Annotated in this window: 15 protein-coding genes; 7 read left to right on the forward strand and 8 right to left on the reverse strand. The window is 68.5% G+C overall.

Annotated features, from left to right (window positions below; all coding sequences use genetic code 11):
* The first annotated feature begins 142 nt into the window (after positions 1–142).
* The 5 genes from BOQ54_RS05495 (at position 143) to BOQ54_RS05515 (ending at position 5,652) form a co-directional block, all read left to right on the forward strand.
* On the forward strand, positions 143–424 hold the full coding sequence (locus tag BOQ54_RS05495) for a hypothetical protein (RefSeq protein WP_145979731.1): 282 nt from the start codon (positions 143–145) through the stop codon (positions 422–424).
* Positions 425–512: 88 nt separating this feature from the next.
* Positions 513–815: a hypothetical protein gene (locus BOQ54_RS05500; protein WP_055459296.1), complete on the forward strand. Its 303-nt coding sequence runs from the start codon at positions 513–515 to the stop codon at positions 813–815.
* A gap of 463 nt (positions 816–1,278) precedes the next feature.
* Positions 1,279–1,566, forward strand: coding sequence for a co-chaperone GroES (gene groES / locus BOQ54_RS05505; RefSeq protein WP_055459295.1), 288 nt, complete (start codon positions 1,279–1,281; stop codon positions 1,564–1,566).
* A gap of 43 nt (positions 1,567–1,609) precedes the next feature.
* Entirely contained in the window at positions 1,610–3,247 is a 1,638-nt protein-coding gene (gene groL, locus BOQ54_RS05510) for a chaperonin GroEL (protein ID WP_055459294.1), read from the forward strand.
* 260 nt (positions 3,248–3,507) lie between these two features.
* A complete protein-coding gene (locus BOQ54_RS05515; RefSeq protein ID WP_071923478.1) occupies positions 3,508–5,652 on the forward strand; it encodes an ABC transporter ATP-binding protein/permease in 2,145 nt (714 codons plus the stop codon).
* A 219-nt stretch (positions 5,653–5,871) separates the two neighbouring features.
* On the opposite strand, the gene BOQ54_RS05520 is transcribed toward BOQ54_RS05515, so the two are convergent.
* From BOQ54_RS05520 to BOQ54_RS05560, 8 genes are all read right to left on the reverse strand, one after another.
* Positions 5,872–6,309, reverse strand: a complete 438-nt coding sequence (locus BOQ54_RS05520; RefSeq protein ID WP_425349123.1) for an META domain-containing protein — start codon at positions 6,307–6,309, stop codon at positions 5,872–5,874.
* Between the two features lie 222 nt (positions 6,310–6,531).
* On the reverse strand, positions 6,532–7,509 hold the full coding sequence (gene hisG / locus BOQ54_RS05525; protein ID WP_071923479.1) for an ATP phosphoribosyltransferase: 978 nt from the start codon (positions 7,507–7,509) through the stop codon (positions 6,532–6,534).
* Positions 7,506–8,630, reverse strand: coding sequence for an ATP phosphoribosyltransferase regulatory subunit (locus tag BOQ54_RS05530; protein WP_071923480.1), 1,125 nt, complete (start codon positions 8,628–8,630; stop codon positions 7,506–7,508). Before BOQ54_RS05530 ends, hisG begins: the two co-directional genes overlap by 4 nt.
* Positions 8,631–8,730: 100 nt before the next feature.
* On the reverse strand, positions 8,731–10,233 hold the full coding sequence (hisS, locus tag BOQ54_RS05535) for a histidine--tRNA ligase (protein WP_071923481.1): 1,503 nt from the start codon (positions 10,231–10,233) through the stop codon (positions 8,731–8,733).
* A 323-nt stretch (positions 10,234–10,556) separates the two neighbouring features.
* Entirely contained in the window at positions 10,557–11,015 is a 459-nt protein-coding gene (locus BOQ54_RS05545; RefSeq protein ID WP_055459288.1) for a GNAT family N-acetyltransferase, read from the reverse strand.
* A complete protein-coding gene (locus BOQ54_RS05550; RefSeq protein WP_071923482.1) occupies positions 11,012–11,920 on the reverse strand; it encodes an alpha/beta fold hydrolase in 909 nt (302 codons plus the stop codon). The genes BOQ54_RS05545 and BOQ54_RS05550 overlap by 4 nt, the downstream gene beginning before the upstream one ends.
* Before the next feature lie 97 nt (positions 11,921–12,017).
* Positions 12,018–13,298: a phosphoribosylamine--glycine ligase gene (purD, locus tag BOQ54_RS05555; RefSeq protein WP_071923483.1), complete on the reverse strand. Its 1,281-nt coding sequence runs from the start codon at positions 13,296–13,298 to the stop codon at positions 12,018–12,020.
* Positions 13,299–13,417: 119 nt separating this feature from the next.
* On the reverse strand, positions 13,418–13,714 hold the full coding sequence (locus tag BOQ54_RS05560; protein WP_055459285.1) for a SelT/SelW/SelH family protein: 297 nt from the start codon (positions 13,712–13,714) through the stop codon (positions 13,418–13,420).
* A gap of 143 nt (positions 13,715–13,857) precedes the next feature.
* Here BOQ54_RS05560 and xseA point away from each other — a divergent pair, with 143 nt between their 5' ends.
* On the forward strand, positions 13,858–15,453 hold the full coding sequence (gene xseA / locus BOQ54_RS05565; RefSeq protein ID WP_083585912.1) for an exodeoxyribonuclease VII large subunit: 1,596 nt from the start codon (positions 13,858–13,860) through the stop codon (positions 15,451–15,453).
* A 90-nt stretch (positions 15,454–15,543) separates the two neighbouring features.
* Entirely contained in the window at positions 15,544–15,768 is a 225-nt protein-coding gene (locus tag BOQ54_RS05570; protein WP_019401296.1) for a DUF2093 domain-containing protein, read from the forward strand.

Genomic DNA, 15,768 nt, shown 5'->3' on the forward strand with positions numbered 1-15,768 from the left:
GAATCCTCGTTGCCGATCGCACAGGGCCGCATGCCGCGGCCGTTGCATCGGGCGGATGAGCGCGGATCAGCGCGTGCTTTTCAGGTGCAGGTGCTTGCCCGTTACCGGGCGGAATATGATCGATCTATCGGTGAGGTTCAGAATGTCATACAGAATCCAGCCCAACGGTCAGGGCAGCTTTATCGGCAATATTGGCCAGAATGATTTCATGGGTACCCTGAAACAGCTGCAGCAGATGATGCAGCTGGTCAAGCTGCTGCAACAGCTGCAGCAGTTCCTGGGGCAGGGCCAGTCGCCGTGCTGCGGCAACGGCCAGGGCCAGAAGCAGCCGCCGTGCTGCGGCAACGATCAAGGCTACGGCGATCTCAGGCTGACCGGACTGACGGCCCATTTCGGGCTGTCGGGGACATCCGGAGCGTTCTGAACGCTCGGGCCTGCCCGGCCGCGCCAGCCACGGTGCCATATGCCCGGCCGGTGCGGCCGGCTGCCCATCACGCTTGAGGAACCGCGTCATGGTGGACATGCTTTCGGGATCTGCCGACCGATCGACGGATCAATGGAATGAGCACGGCGGCGGCGATCTTCCGGATGTCATACAGCTTGCGAGGGAGCAGGTCGGGCAGCTGACGAGGATGCTCGCAGGGCGGCAGGGGGCGCAGGAGGCTGCGATCGCGCGGCTGGCCGGGGAAATGGCGTGGCTGCTGCGTGACATGGCGGGCCAGCCGGCGCTGCAGGGGCAGCAGATGGCGCGGCTGGACCACCTGATGAACCAATTGGCCCAGCTGATGAACGATCCGCCGCGGGATCGCGGATAGTACATGCCGGCACGAGGGCGCTGTCCTCGTGGCAGGGATGCGCGCAAGCGGTCTCGCCCCCGGTTCGCCGCGACTGGCGCCGCGCCCATCCGCAATCGCGGGGCAATGCTCTCACTCGCCGCCCTGCAGGATATCATGGTGCGTCGCAGAAAAGGGCGGGGCCTTCGTGAGGAGGTCCCGCTCTTGGCGTGTCGGCGCGTGATCATGCGCGCAGCGAGGCGGGCAGAGCCGCCGATGCCCGGCATGGTGGCGCCGGCGGTGCCGGCCCGTTAACCATCCCGGCTGAGAGGCCGCCCGCGCGAAGGCAGCGTGCAGCGTGACGGCGAATTTGTCGCGACCGTGCCTTGACTCTCCAGCGCCGCCTGCCTATCTCCGCCCGAGCCTTGGCACTCGCTTCTGTCGAGTGCTAACAGGCCCCGCATGATCAGCGCGTTCCGCTGCTTTCTTTGAGAGGACACGTCTCATGAAGTTCCGTCCGCTGCACGACCGCGTGGTCGTCCGCCGTCTCGACAGCGAAGAGAAGACCAAGGGCGGCATCATCATCCCCGACACGGCCAAGGAAAAGCCGCAGGAGGGCGAGATCGTCGCCGTCGGTCCCGGCGCCCGCGACGACAATGGCAAGCTCGTTGCCCTTGATGTCAAGAAGGGCGATCGCGTGCTCTTCGGCAAGTGGTCGGGCACCGAGGTGAAGATCGACGGCCAGGACCTCCTTATCATGAAGGAGTCCGACATCATGGGCGTGATCGGCTGAGCCGCCCCTCCCCCATCTTGAGTTTCAGGCAGGAGTTGAGCACATGGCTGCCAAGGACGTAAAATTTTCGGCTGACGCGCGCGAGAAGATGCTGCGCGGCGTGGACATTCTCGCCAATGCGGTGAAGGTGACGCTGGGCCCGAAGGGCCGCAACGTGGTGATCGAGAAGTCGTTCGGCGCGCCGCGCATCACGAAGGACGGCGTGACGGTCGCCAAGGAAATCGAGCTTGAGGACAAGTTCGAGAACATGGGCGCGCAGATGGTGCGCGAGGTGGCCTCGAAGACGAACGATCTGGCCGGTGACGGCACCACGACGGCCACGGTCCTCGCCCAGGCGATCGTGAAGGAAGGCGCCAAGTCGGTCGCCGCCGGCATGAATCCGATGGACCTCAAGCGCGGTGTCGACATGGCTGTGGCCGAGGTCATCAAGGACATCGAGAAGCGCGCCAAGAAGGTGAAGTCCTCCGACGAGGTCGCGCAGGTCGGCACCATCTCGGCGAACGGCGACCGCTCCATCGGCGAGATGATCGCCGAGGCGATGCAGAAGGTCGGCAACGAGGGCGTCATCACGGTCGAGGAGGCCAAGAGCCTCGAGACCGAGCTCGACGTCGTCGAGGGCATGCAGTTCGACCGCGGCTACCTCTCTCCGTACTTCATCACGAATGCGGAGAAGATGGTCGCGGAGCTCGACGATCCCTACATCCTCATCCACGAGAAGAAGCTCTCCTCGCTGCAGGCCATGCTGCCGGTGCTCGAGGCGGTCGTCCAGACGGGCAAGCCGCTTCTGATCGTCGCCGAGGACGTCGAGGGCGAGGCGCTCGCCACGCTCGTCGTCAACAAGCTGCGCGGCGGCCTCAAGGTCGCGGCGGTGAAGGCGCCGGGCTTCGGCGACCGCCGCAAGGCCATGCTCGAGGACATCGCCGTCCTCACCGCCGGCCAGACGATCTCCGAAGACCTCGGCATCAAGCTCGAGAACGTGACGCTCGACATGCTCGGTCGCGCCAAGAAGGTGCGCATCGACAAGGAGAACACCACGATCGTCGACGGTGCCGGCAAGAAGAAGGACATCGAGGCCCGCGTGCAGCAGATCAAGGCGCAGATCGAGGAGACCACCTCGGACTACGACCGTGAGAAGCTGCAGGAGCGTCTTGCCAAGCTCGCGGGCGGCGTGGCCGTCATCCGCGTCGGCGGCGCCACCGAGGTCGAAGTGAAGGAGAAGAAGGACCGCGTCGACGACGCCCTCAACGCCACGCGCGCGGCCGTCGAGGAAGGCATCGTCCCGGGCGGCGGCACAGCCCTCCTGCGTGCCAAGGCGGCCGTGGCGAAGCTCAAGAGCGACAACGCCGACGTACAGGCCGGCATCAATATCGTCCTGCGCGCGCTCGAGGCGCCGATCCGCCAGATCGCCGAGAATTCCGGCGTCGAGGGCTCGATCGTCGTCGGCAAGATCTCCGAGAACAAGTCGCAGACCTTCGGCTTCAACGCGCAGACTGAAGAGTTCGTGGACATGCTCGAGGCCGGCATCGTCGATCCGGCCAAGGTCGTGCGCACGGCCCTGCAGGACGCCGCCTCGGTCGCTTCGCTCCTCATCACGACGGAGGCGATGGTCGCCGACAAGCCGAAGAAGGAAGCGGCCGCGCCCGCCATGCCGGGCGGTGGCATGGGCGGCATGGACTTCTGAGGAAGTCCATCCGCCCAAGCTGAGGCAAGTGCTTCGGCCGACTGGATCGGCCGAAGTGGCGGCATGGACTTCTGAGGAAGTCCATTCGGCCAGAGACGGAAGGGCCCGGCATCGCCGCCGGGCCCTTTTTCGTTGGCCAGGCGCTAAGGGGCGATTCCGCCGGCGATCCCTGTACCTGTTTCCGCCGTCTTTCTGCCGCTTTACAAAAGCGTTAGGTGCAGCGCCTGTCGAATTCCTGTAGGAGACGAGGCGGATTTCGGATGCCGGCGGTGCCGGCCCTTCTGGCGGGACAAGCGGACTTCATGAAGCTCATAGCCATTGTCGTTGCGGCCGCGTCCGCAGCCTTTCTGGCGCTGTCGCAGGGGCAGGCGAACGCCCTGCCGCTCTTCGTGCCGGTCAGCGGTTTCGTGCTCGCGGCCATCCTGTGGCTGGCGCGCGACATCTCGATCTTCCTGCGCATCTTCATGGGCATGTATGCGCTCGGCTATCTGCTGATCGCGGCGGCCAACACACTCGCCAGCTACGGCCTCGTGCCGCAGACGCTGGCGGCGCTCGTGCCGCCGGCCTTCATGGCCACCGCTTCCGTCTGCTTCGCGGGTCTCGTCTTCGGCGTCTCGTTTATCCCGGTCGTGCGCACGATCACGAACCTTGCCGACCCCTACTTCTATTCCATCCGTAGCGGCGAAGAGAACTTCAGCTGGTTCGGCCGGCTCTTCCGCTCCGAAGGGCGGGCGGCGGTCGCGATGGTCGCCGCCATCATCGCCACGAACTTTGTGCAGGTTGGCCTCAACATCAAGTTCAACCTCTGGTACCGCGACCTGTTCGACGCGCTCCAGAACAAGAATGCGGACGCCTTCTGGTATCAGATCTGGTGGGTGTTCATCCCGCTGCTGGTGTTCTGGATCATCTTCCAGCTGCTCGATTTCACCATCGACACGATCTTCCGCATCCGCTGGCGGCAATGGTTGACGGAGAGCTATTTCTCGCGCTGGCTCGACCGCTCGACGCACTACAAGATGGGGGTCGCCGGGCAGAACGCGGACAACCCTGACCAGCGCATCTCGGTCGACGTCGCCGCCTTCATCTCGAGCACCATGACCCTGTCAACGCAGATGATGGCGCAACTCGCCACGCTGGTTTCGTTCACGGTGCTGCTGTGGGGCCTCTCCGACGGTTTCACTTTCCCGGGCACTGCCGTCGTCATTCCCGGCCTTCTCGTGTGGGTCGCCGTCGCCTATTCGCTCGTCGGCACCATCCTGACGCATCTCATTGGCCGGCCGCTCATCCGGCTCGACTTCCTGCAGGAAAAGTTCGAGGCGAATTTCCGCTTCTCGCTGGCGCGCCTGCGTGAATATGGCGAGCAGGTCGCGCTGCTGCGCGGCGCCGATGCCGAGAAGGCGAACCTGCGCGGCGGCTTCGCGCAGGTCATCACCAATGTCATCGACATCCTCAAACGCCGCCTCAAGATCGAGGGCTTCCGCTTCTCGTGGCAGCAGATGAGCGTCGCCTTCCCCTATCTCTTCATGGGGCCGTATTTCTTCCTCGATCGCATTACGCTCGGGCAGCTGCAACAGGGCGCGCAGGCTTTCGGCCAGGTCAATGCCTCGCTCTCCTTCTTCATCTCGGCCTATACGACCCTTGCCGCCTATAAGGCGACGATCGACCGTCTGGTGACCTTCGAGGATGCCATGGGTCGCGCCGAAGTGATCGGCACCGTGCCGCCTCACATCGAGCGCAAGACCGCGCCGGAGAATGCGCTGGTGATCCGCGACCTCAGGGTCGACCTGCCGCACGGCGTCAGGATCGTGGAGATCGACCGGCTCGACCTCAGGGCCGGGGAGCCGGTGCTGGTCAACGGGCCGTCGGGTTCCGGCAAGTCGACACTGTTCCGCGCGCTCGCCGGCATCTGGCCCTACGGCTCGGGCGAGGTCGACGTGCCCGAGGGGCGCAGCGTCATGCTATTGCCGCAGCGGCCTTACATCCCGCAGGGCAACCTGCGTGCCGCCATATCCTATCCGGCCGTGGCCGGGGCCTATGACGACGCGGCCATCAGGGCGGTCCTGATCGCCGTCGGCCTGCCGGCGCTGGTGAACCGGCTGGACGATGACGACAACTGGGGGCAGCGTCTGTCGGGCGGCGAGCAGCAGCGTCTCGCCATCGCGCGGGCGCTGCTCGCAAAGCCGGACTGGTTGCTCCTCGACGAAGCCTCCTCGGCGCTCGACGAGAAGAGCGAGCGGGTCCTCTACGAGGCGATTGCGGCGGCCCTGCCGGACACCACGATCGTCTCCATTGGCCATCGCTCGACACTTGCCGCCTTCCATGACCGGCGTATCGATCTGCAACCGATGGACGATGGTGTGGCGCGGCCGGTCGATCTCGCGCGTGAACCGGTGCCCGTCGGCTGATCGGTCCGGGAAGGGTGCACCGGCACGAGCCGACGCGGACAGTTGCATGAAGCGCAGCCGCGATTCGGCATGCCTCGTCGTCCTCACCCGTGCCGGGGGCCTCCATGCCTCACGCTCGCTTCCGCCGCCGGCGTGTCGCCCTTCTTTCGATCATGCCGGGAAGCGGCGACTGGTATTCCTCTTCGGCGCCACCGTTGCCTCCAGCGCATCCGATGCCGCTCAGAGCACCCGCTCGAAGCGCAGCGTGCCGCTCTCGCCGGTCAGCACCAGTTGGCCGTTGACGAGGTCCCACTTGCGCGCCGTGCGCAGGGCGACGAGGAAGGCGCGCTCGGCGGCCATCACCTGCTTGCCGCAATCCTTCTTCGTCATGGCCAGCGGGCCGACGGCGAAGCCCTGGTCGCGCAGCGGATAGGCCGTGGCCGAATAGGTGTTGCACATGCCAAAGCCGCGGGCGCGATACTGGGCATCGAGGGCGAAGCCGGGCCGGTCGCCGGAATAGGGCTTGTCGTTGAGACTGATGGCCACCCAGCTCGTGCCGACGGGGAACTGCTTCTCGGCCTGCTGCGGCACGTTGGTCTGCCGCTCCTTCTCGCGCGCCGCCTGGGCCGCATTGTTCGGCTGGCCGGACCGCGTCTGCGCGAGCGCGGGAGCGGCCATGGCGAGCGCGATTGCGCCGAGCACGCAGAAACGAACGGACGAACGAGACAACACTTGCTCTCCCCCTCACCGGTATGATGCGGCGCCCTTTCGCGGGCACCGTCATCGAGCCGACGATCCATGGATCGGCGCGACCATAAACGCGGCGCGGGGCGCCTGCAATGGCCGGTGTCACCCAACCAATCTATGCGCGTTGATGGCAAAGGCGTGGCGGCTGCGCCACTAGCCAAGGCGCGTGAACAGCCGCTCGCTTAGCGCGTTGCTGGCGCGGAAGACATAGTCGAGCGCACGCACCGTAACCGGCTCGGCGCCGTTGTCCGTCAGCAGGGCGGCGAGCGCGAAGACCCGGTCGGTCGGGCAGTGCACGGTGAGGAGCCCACGCTCGTCCGGGCCCCCGAAGGGCAGACGGCCGCCGTGCCCCTCGATGATCTCGCGCTCCAGTGCCGCATCGAGCGTCCCCACCCGCGCCGTCAGCTCCCGCATCGTGCGCGCCTCCTCCTCCGCCGCGATGCGGGTGAGGATGGTGCGCGCGGCGGCGCGGGCCGTCTCGCTCCACGGTGCCTTGAGCGAGGCGACGAGATTCGCCTCCGAGCGCAGGATGATGCCGTCGTCGAGGACCTTGAGCGCGTTGGCGGCGAGCGTCGCGCCCGTCGTCGTAATGTCGACGATGATCTCGGCCGCGCCTGTCGCGGGTGCCCCCTCCGTCGCGCCGAGGCTCTCGACGATGCGGTAATCGGCGATGCCGTGGCCGGCGAAGAACTGGCGCGTCAGATTGATGTATTTGGTGGCGACGCGCATCTTGCGGCCGTGGCGCACGCGCATGTCGGCGGCGACATCGTCGAGATCGGCCATGGTGCGCACGTCGATCCAGGCCTGCGGCGCGGCGACGACCACATTGGCATGGCCGAAGCCGAGCGGCGCCAGGAGTTCGACCGCCTCTTCCGCGTCGTGGATCTCCTCGCGCACCAGGTCCTCGCCCGTCACGCCGAGATGGGCGCCGCCCGAGGCGAGCTGTGCGACGATGTCGGAGGCGGAGAGAAAGGCGATCTCGACGCCCGCCACGCCGGCGAGGCGCCCGCGATAGTCGCGTGCGCCGCGCGACTGCACCACCTCAAGACCAGCGCGGGAAAAGAAGCGGGCGGCGTTCTCCTGCAGCCGGCCCTTCGACGGCACGGCGAGGACGAGCGGGGTGTCGCTCATGATGCGGCTCCGTTGATGCGCTCGATCCAGATGGAGCAGCCGACGGCCGGAATCGTTTCGGCAGCCCCGAGCTGCGACAGGAGGTTGTCGTAGCGGCCGCCGCCGACGATGGGCTTTTCTTCCGGCCGCGCCGGGTCGTGCAGCTCGAAGATGAAGCCAGTGTAGTAGTCGAGGTTGCGCGCGAAATTTGCCGCGAAGGCGAGGCGCGTGACGTCGATGCCGCGCGCGGCCATGAAGCCGGTGCGCGCCTCGAAGGTGTCGATGGCGGCATCGATGGCGAGGTTCGTGTCCCGCGCCAGGGCGCGTAGCGCCGCGGCCGCACTGTCGGGGTCGCCCTCGACGGCAAGGAAACGCGCGAGCGTTGCATGCGCCTCGACCGAGAGCTCGCCGGCTTTCGCCTCGGCGCGGGCGAGGAAGCGCTCGGCGATCTCGCCGGCCGTGCGCCCGCCGACCTTGCTGATGCCAGCGATCGCCAGCACGTCCTCGACGAAGGCCCGCGCCGCCTTGGCGTCCTGCCCGGCGATGGCCGCGAGGAGGCCCGCATGGTCGTCGTTGCCGTTGCCGTTCGCCGCGGTTTTCGGTGCATCGACCGGCTCGCCCTGGGTGATGGCGCGCAGCACCCGGCGCCGCGTCGCGGGCGCGAGCCTCAGGGCATCGAGCACGGCCGCGAGCAGGCCCATGTCGCCGAGGCGCACGACCGGCACCGCAAGGCCGAAGAGCCCGGCCGCCTCCATGGCCAGCGCCAGCACCTCGGCATCGGCCGCCTCGCGGTCGGTACGGCCGAAATTCTCGATGCCGGCCTGCGCAATCTCGCCGATCTCGCCGGCCCGCTGGCGGAAGACGGGGCCGTGATAGCTAAGGCTCGCCGCACTGCCGGCGGCGGGGGAGGCGAGATAGGCCCGGCTGACGGGAATGGTGTAGTCGGGCCTGAGGCACAGCTCGCTGCCGGCCGCATCCTGCGTCAGGAACAGGCGGCGGCGCAGGTCCTCGCCCAAGAGCTCGAGGAACACGTCGACGGGCTGCAGCACGGGCGGCTCGAGGCGCTGATAGCCCTCGCGCGCGAAAAGCCCCATCAGTTCGTCGGTGCGCGCCATCGCGCGCGAATGCGTCGTCGTCACCATGGCCTTCCTGCCTGTCAGGCAGGGTCTTTAGCAAGCGCGCGGGCCGGATGCGACCGCTTTCGCGCTGAAGGGTGAACGGAAGGATAGGGCGGCAACCGCCTCACGCTGTCCGCCGTGCCAGCACGCGCTTGACGGCATCGACCAGTTCCGCCTCCTTGACGGAGAACTGGGCCTCGGCCTGTTTCTGCAGGTAGTCGTCGCGGTCCTTGCCGAGGCCGGCGAGCTCGGCGCCAAGGGCGAGGTCCTTGATGGTGACCTCGCCGGCTGCGCGCTCGTTGGAGCCCTGGATGACGACGCAGGGGCTGGCGCGCCTGTCGGCATATTTCATCTGCGCCTTCATGCCCGAGGTGCCGAGATAGAGCTCGGCCCGGATGCCGGCCTGGCGCAGCGCCGCGACCATGCGCTGGTAGTGGCCGATCTCGTCGCGGTCCATGACGAGCACGACCACCGGACCGGCGCCCGCGGCATCCGTGACGAGCGGGCTCTTGATCGCCTTCAGCGCCGCGAACAGGCGCGAGACGCCGATGGAGAAGCCCGTGGCGGGCACCGGCTCGCCGCGGAAGCGTGAGACGAGCCCGTCGTAGCGCCCGCCGCCGCCGACGGAGCCGAAGCGAACGACCTCGCCCTTCTCGTTGGGCACGTCGAAGGTGAGCTCGGCTTCGAAGACCGGGCCGGTGTAATATTCGAGCCCGCGAACGACGGCGGGGTCGATGACGACGCGCCCGTCGTCATAGCCCGCGGCAGCGACGAGCGCGCCGATCTGCTCGAGCTCGGCGACGCCCTCGTTGCCCTGCGCGGTATCGCCGACGACGGCAGCGAGATTGGCGATGGTCGCCGCCGCATCGGCGCCCTTGGCGGCCGTGAAGGCGATGACGCGCTCGATGGCTGCGGTCTCGAGGCCGGCGCCCTTGGTGAAATCGCCGCTCTCGTCGCGCCGGCCTTCGCCCAGCAGCAGGCGCACGCCCTCCGGCCCGAACTTGTCGAGCTTGTCGATGGCGCGCAGCACGCCGAGGCGCTTGCCGGCATTCTCCTCGCCGGCAAGGCCGATGGCCGTCAGCACCCCGTCGAGCACCTTGCGGTTGTTGATCTTGACGACATAGTCGCCGCGCCCGATGCCGACCTTCTCCAGCGTATCGGCCATCATCATGGCGATCTCGGCATCCGCCGCAACGCTCGCCGTGCCGACGGTGTCGGCGTCGAACTGCATGAACTGGCGGAAGCGGCCGGGGCCGGGCTTCTCGTTGCGGAACACCCAGCCGCAGCGATAGCTGCGATAGGGCTTGGCGAGCGTGTCGAAGTTCTCGGCGACATAGCGGGCGAGCGGCGCCGTGAGGTCGTAGCGCAGGCTGAGCCACTGCTCGTCGTCGTCGAGGAAGGAGAAGACGCCCTCGTTCGGCCGGTCCTGGTCGGGCAGGAACTTGCCGAGCGCGTCGGTATATTCGATCAGCGGCGTCTCCACCGCCTCGAAGCCGTAGAGCTCGTAGGTCTCGCGGATGGCGGCGAGCATCCGGTCGGTCGCGGCGATGTCACCCGGCGCACGGTCGACGAGGCCGCGCGGCAGGCGCGCGAGGAGCTTGTTGCTGGTCTTCGGCTTGTCGGACATGGCGGAAAAGCGAACCTTCTGACGTTGCCCCGCGTCCTAGCGCAGGCAACGGGGGATGTCATCCCCGCCGCGCAGCTGTCTCGCCATCGGCACTGCGAGCACGATGGGAAAGCGCGCCGGCCCCCACGCTCCCGCCGTCATGCCCGCGCTCGTCGCGGGCATCCACGCCGTGCCGCCTGGGCCGGGCCGAAGGGCGTGAATGGCCGGGACAAGCCCGGCCATGATGAGCGGAGGCGTTGTGCTCCATTCCTGGTCGGGACTAGGGGCGCAGCACGCATGACGGCAAAGCAGCAGGGCCGGAAGGGCCCGCGTTGCGGCGCGGCTCAGGCGGCCTCGAGGTCGAGCTTCATGCCCTCGTGGCTGGCGGTGAAGCCGAGGCTTTCATAAAAGCGCAGGGCGTCCGGCCGCGCCTTGTTGGTGGTGAGCTGCACGAGCCGGCAGCCGCGGGCACGCGCCTGCTCGATCGCCCAATTGAACATCGCCCGCCCGAGGCCCCGGCCGCGCTGGCTCTGGGCGATGCGCACGCCCTCGATCTGCGCCCGCCAGCCGCCGGTATAGGTGAGGCCCGGGATGAAGGTGAGTTGCAGGCAGCCGACGACCGCCCCGCCATCATCCGCCACGATCAGGCGGTTGTTGGCATCCGCGGCGATGGCTGCGAAGGCCTCGGCATAGGCGGAAGGCAGCTCTACCGCCGGTGCCTCGCGCGTTGCGCCGAGCGGATCGTCAGCCAGCAGGGCTACGATCGCCGCAAGGTCCGCCCCGGTCGCGTCGCGGAACCTCATGCCTTGCCCTCGAGGAAGGGGATCATCGCCGCGAGCACCTCGTCCGGCGCCTCCTCGGCCACGAAATGGGCGGCGTTGACCTTGGTGCCGACGGCCTTTGGTGCGAAGGTCTCGCGCCAGACGTCGAGCGGGCTCTTGTCCGTGGTGACGAGATAGAACTCGCCCCAGATGAGCTGGGTGGGCACGGTGATGGTCCGGCCCGCCGCAAGGTCGGCCTCGTCCTGCGCAACGTCCGTCGTCCTGCCGGCGCGATAGTCCTCGCAGAAGGCGTGGATGCGGGTCGGCTCGTTCCAGTTGGCGCGGTAGTGGGCCAGCGCCCGGGGATCGAAGCCCTTGAGGTCCTTGGTCTTCGACCAGCGGACCAGCAGATCCTCGAAATAGGGCAGGGGATCCTTGCCGATGGCGGTTTCCGGCTCCGGCGCCGGGCGGGCGAGGAACTCCCAGTGCGCGGCCGGGCTCTTGCCGGCCTCGATCAGCTTCCAGACATGGAAGGTGGGCAGGATGTCGAGCAGCACCAGCTTGTCGAGCCGGCCCGGCTCGTCGAGCGCCAGCCGGTAGCCGACGCGCGCGCCGCGGTCATGCCCGGCGAAGGAGAAGCGCACATGACCAAGCGCCTCCATGACGGCGACGACGTCGCGGCCCATGGCCCGCTTGGTATAGGTTTCGCGCCCGCCGTCGCCCTTCGGTGCCGAGGACCAGCCGTAGCCGCGCATGTCCATCAGCACCACGGAAAAGTGCTCGGCGAGCTTGGGCGCGATGCGATGATAGGCGACATGCGTCTGCGGAAAGCCGTGCACCAGCACGAGCGGCGGCCCCGAGCCGCCGGAGCGCGCGAAGATGCGCCCCGCCTCGGTGTCGATCCAGTGCGATTGGAAGCCGGGAAAGAGGTCGGCGAGATCGGGCATGACGAGTCTCCTGTCACACGATCGGTTATAGGCCGTACCGCACGGGGAGAGAAACGGCATTCAGGCGATGTCGCCGTGTGCCGACAGGATGGCGCCCTCACGCCTCCTCTTCGCGCGCCACGGCCCGCCAGCCGATGTCCGAGCGACAGAAGCCTTCCGGCCAATCGATGCGTGAAACTGCCTCGTAGGCGCGGGCCTTGGCCTCCTTCACCGTACGGCCCGTCGCCGTGACATTGAGCACGCGCCCGCCATTGGCGACGATCCGGCCGCCGTCGTCCTTCGTGCCGGCGTGGAAGACAAGGACGTCCTCGAGCGCCTCGGCCTCGGTGAGGCCGCGGATGACGGAACCCTTCTCGGCGGTGCCGGGATAGCCCCTCGCGGCCATGACCACGGTGAGCGCCACCTCGTCCCACCAGCGCACGTCGACGTCGGCGAGCACGCCGTCGCAGGCGGCGAGCAGTACGGGCACGAGGTCGCTCTTCATGCGCGGCATCAGCACCTGGCATTCGGGATCGCCGAAGCGGGCATTGTATTCTATGAGCTTCGGCCCCTCGGCGGTGATCATCAGCCCGGCATAGAGCACGCCGACATAAGGCGTGCCGCGCGCGGCGAGGCCGGCGACGGTCGGCAGGATGATGCGCTCCATCACCTCCCGTTCGAGGGCCGGCGTCATCACCGGCGCAGGCGAATAGGCGCCCATGCCGCCAGTATTCGGGCCGCGGTCGCCGTCGAAGACGCGCTTGTGGTCTTGGGCGGAGGCGAGCGGGATCGCGGTCCTGCCGTCGGCGATGGCGAAGAAGCTCGCCTCCTCGCCGACCATGCATTCCTCGATGACGACCTCCGCGCCGGCGGCGCCGAGCCCACCGGCGAACATCATTGCAATGGCCTCCTCGGCCTCTTCCACCGTCTCGGCGACCACGACGCCCTTGCCGGCAGCGAGCCCGTCCGCCTTCACTACGATGGGCGCCCCCGTCTCGCGCACATGGGCGCGGGCGGTGGCCTCGTCCGTGAAGCGGGCGAAAGCCGCGGTAGGGATGCCGAATTCGCGGCACAGCTCCTTGGTGAAGGCCTTGGAGCCTTCGAGCCGGGCAGCCGCCTGGCGCGGGCCGAAGGCCTTGATGCCGGCAGCCGCGAGATCGTCGACGAGCCCTGCGACGAGCGGCGCTTCCGGGCCGACGACGACGAGATCGATGGCCTTATCGCGGCAGAAGGCGACGACGGCGGCGTGATCGGCCACGTCGAGCGCGACATTCTCGCCGCAGGTGGCCGTGCCCGGGTTGCCGGGCGCGACGAAGAGCTGGTCGCAGAGCGGGCTTGCCGAGAGCTTCCATGCGAGCGCGTGCTCGCGCCCGCCCGATCCGATGAGGAGGAGGTTCATGGGTTCGCCCCTGCTTGGCGCCGATTGATCTTGCCGCGCCTCCTACCGGCTGCGGCGGCCCATGGCAATGCCTCGTTGCCGGGCATCCGGCCGCGCAGGCACGGAACCGGCGAGGCGCCTCAGCGGTCGATGTGGCCGAGATGGCGCTGCGGGGCGAGCCTGTCGCGCACGCGTTGCTTCAGCGTCTTCACGTCCGGGAAGCCGCCGTCGCGCTTGCGCTCCCAGATGGTCTCGCCGTCGTAGGTGATGTGGAAGAGGCCCCCCGTGCCGGGAACGAGCGCCACCTCGCCGAGGTCGGCGGCGAAGGTGGACAGGAGTTCCTGCGCCATCCAGCCGGCGCGCAGCAGCCAATTGCACTGGGTGCAATAGGTGATGACGATGCGTGGCTTCGCGGGCGCGGTCGTGTCGTCGCTCATGTCGCTCATCCTCCGGCGCGCAGCAAACCGGCGTCGCGTGCGCCCTGTCAACCGGGAGAGCGCCGACGCTGAAGGCAGCCACGCGGGGGACGGTCGCCGGCGCGGCGTTTCACTTTGCGGCACGAACGCCTATCCTGCCGCCCATGAATCAGCCGGATCCGAATCCCCCCTCCAACGTGCAGGAATGGACGGTCTCCACCCTGTCCGGCGCGCTGAAGCGTACCCTTGAGGACGCCTTCGGCTTCGTGCGCCTGCGCGCCGAGGTGTCGGGCTACCGCGGCCCGCATTCCTCCGGCCACTGCTATTTCTCGCTGAAGGACGAGGGCGCGCGCATCGACGCGGTGATCTGGAAAGGCGTGTTCAGCCGCCTCAAGGTCAAGCCCCAGGAGGGGCTCGAGGTGGTGGTGACGGGGCGCATCACCACCTTCCCCGGCTCGTCGAAATATCAGATCGTCGTCGAGACCATCGAGCCGGCCGGCGTCGGCGCGCTCATGGCCATCCTCGAGGAGCGGCGCCGCAAGCTCGCGGCCGAGGGGCTGTTCGACGAGCGGCGCAAGCAGGTGCTGCCCTATCTGCCGGAGGTCGTCGGCGTCGTGACCTCGCCGACCGGTGCCGTCATCCGCGACATCCTGCACCGCCTCGCCGACCGCTTTCCCCGCCACGTGCTCGTCTGGCCCGTGCGCGTGCAGGGCGAGACGAGCGCGGCCGAGGTCGCGGCCGCGATTCGCGGCTTCAACACCATCGGCCCGGGCGACGCGGTGCCGCGGCCGGATGTCATCATCGTCGCGCGCGGTGGCGGCTCGCTCGAGGACCTCTGGAGCTTCAACGAGGAAGTGGTCGTGCGCGCGGCGGCGGAAAGCGACATTCCGCTCGTCTCGGCCGTCGGCCACGAAACGGACTGGACGCTGATCGATCTTGCCGCCGACCTGCGCGCGCCGACCCCGACCGGCGCGGCCGAGAAGGTCGTGCCGGTGCGGTCCGAACTCATCGCGCAGGTCGACACGCTGGCGCGCCGCCACCTCGGCGCCATGCACCGGCTCCTGGAGAGGCGCCGGGCCGACGTGCGCGCCCTGGCGCGTGCCCTGCCGCGGGCCGAGGACCTGACGGCGAGTGCTCGTCAGCGGCTCGATCTCGCCGCCGGCCGCCTGCGCCATGGCCTCAACGCCAATGCCCGCCGGCACGAGGTCGAGCTCAACCGCCTCGCCCAGCGCCTCGCCCGCCTGTCGCCGCAGGCGCGCCTTGCGGAGCGTTCGGCGGTGCTGCAGGGCCTCGAGCGGCGGCTTGTTGCGGGGCTCGCCGCCAATACCCTGCGGCGGCGCGGCGCCTTCGAGCGGTCCGCTTCGCGGCTCGCCTTCCGCCCGGTGAAGGAGCGCTGGGGCAATGCCAGCGAGCGCCTCGCCCTCGCCGGCATCAGGGCGCGGCGCTGCTACGAGGCGTCGCTGGTGCAGCGGCGCGAGCGCCTGCAGGCCTGCTGGAAGCTGCTGGAAAGCCTCAGCCACAAGGGCGTGCTCGCCCGCGGCTATGCGGTCGTGCTGGACAACGCGCGCCGGCCCGTCCGCTCGGTTGCCGATCTGTCGGAGGGGATGGCCGTCAGCCTGCAGCTCGCCGATGGCGAACGGCGCGCCACCATCGCGGACGAAGAGGGCGCCGCTCCGGCGCGCACGGCATCCCGCCCGCGCGGCAAGGCGCGCGAAGGCGCCGTCCCGGCGACACGCCAGGCCTCGCTGTTCGATCCGTGAGATGCCGCCCTGGCCGCTTCGCCTTGAACCCGGCCCGTTCTGTCCTTAATGACGGAAAGAGGGGCGGAGCCCCGCAACAAGGTGAGTGCCATGAACCGCCACGATCCGCGCCTGCCCATGGGCGGTGAAGCCGTCGTGCAATATCTCGATGCCGACTTCCGCGTGCTCAGGCCCGGCGCCTTCGTGCGCTGCGCCGTGACGGGCAAGCCCATACCGCTCGACGAGCTGCGCTACTGGAGCGTCGACCTGCAGGAGGCCTATGCCTCGCCTGAGGCGGTGCTGCAGCGCATCCAGAAAGGTCCGGAGCGCGGCTGA

The sequence above is a fragment of the Chelatococcus daeguensis genome (assembly GCF_001887265.1).
GTDB lineage: Bacteria > Pseudomonadota > Alphaproteobacteria > Rhizobiales > Beijerinckiaceae > Chelatococcus_A > Chelatococcus_A sambhunathii.

Coding starts and splice junctions, on each gene's coding strand:
- groL (WP_055459294.1), top strand. CDS start 1,610: ATGGCTGCCAAGGACGTAAAATTTTCGGCTGACGCGCGCGAGAAGATG.
- groES (WP_055459295.1), top strand. CDS start 1,279: ATGAAGTTCCGTCCGCTGCACGACCGCGTGGTCGTCCGCCGTCTCGAC.
- BOQ54_RS05520 (WP_425349123.1), bottom strand. CDS start 6,309: ATGGCCGCTCCCGCGCTCGCGCAGACGCGGTCCGGCCAGCCGAACAAT.
- BOQ54_RS05560 (WP_055459285.1), bottom strand. CDS start 13,714: ATGAGCGACGACACGACCGCGCCCGCGAAGCCACGCATCGTCATCACC.
- hisS (WP_071923481.1), bottom strand. CDS start 10,233: ATGTCCGACAAGCCGAAGACCAGCAACAAGCTCCTCGCGCGCCTGCCG.
- purD (WP_071923483.1), bottom strand. CDS start 13,298: ATGAACCTCCTCCTCATCGGATCGGGCGGGCGCGAGCACGCGCTCGCA.
- BOQ54_RS05545 (WP_055459288.1), bottom strand. CDS start 11,015: ATGAGGTTCCGCGACGCGACCGGGGCGGACCTTGCGGCGATCGTAGCC.
- BOQ54_RS05515 (WP_071923478.1), top strand. CDS start 3,508: ATGCCGGCGGTGCCGGCCCTTCTGGCGGGACAAGCGGACTTCATGAAG.
- BOQ54_RS05500 (WP_055459296.1), top strand. CDS start 513: ATGGTGGACATGCTTTCGGGATCTGCCGACCGATCGACGGATCAATGG.
- xseA (WP_083585912.1), top strand. CDS start 13,858: ATGAATCAGCCGGATCCGAATCCCCCCTCCAACGTGCAGGAATGGACG.
- BOQ54_RS05530 (WP_071923480.1), bottom strand. CDS start 8,630: ATGGTGACGACGACGCATTCGCGCGCGATGGCGCGCACCGACGAACTG.
- BOQ54_RS05495 (WP_145979731.1), top strand. CDS start 143: ATGTCATACAGAATCCAGCCCAACGGTCAGGGCAGCTTTATCGGCAAT.
- BOQ54_RS05570 (WP_019401296.1), top strand. CDS start 15,544: ATGAACCGCCACGATCCGCGCCTGCCCATGGGCGGTGAAGCCGTCGTG.
- BOQ54_RS05550 (WP_071923482.1), bottom strand. CDS start 11,920: ATGCCCGATCTCGCCGACCTCTTTCCCGGCTTCCAATCGCACTGGATC.
- hisG (WP_071923479.1), bottom strand. CDS start 7,509: ATGAGCGACACCCCGCTCGTCCTCGCCGTGCCGTCGAAGGGCCGGCTG.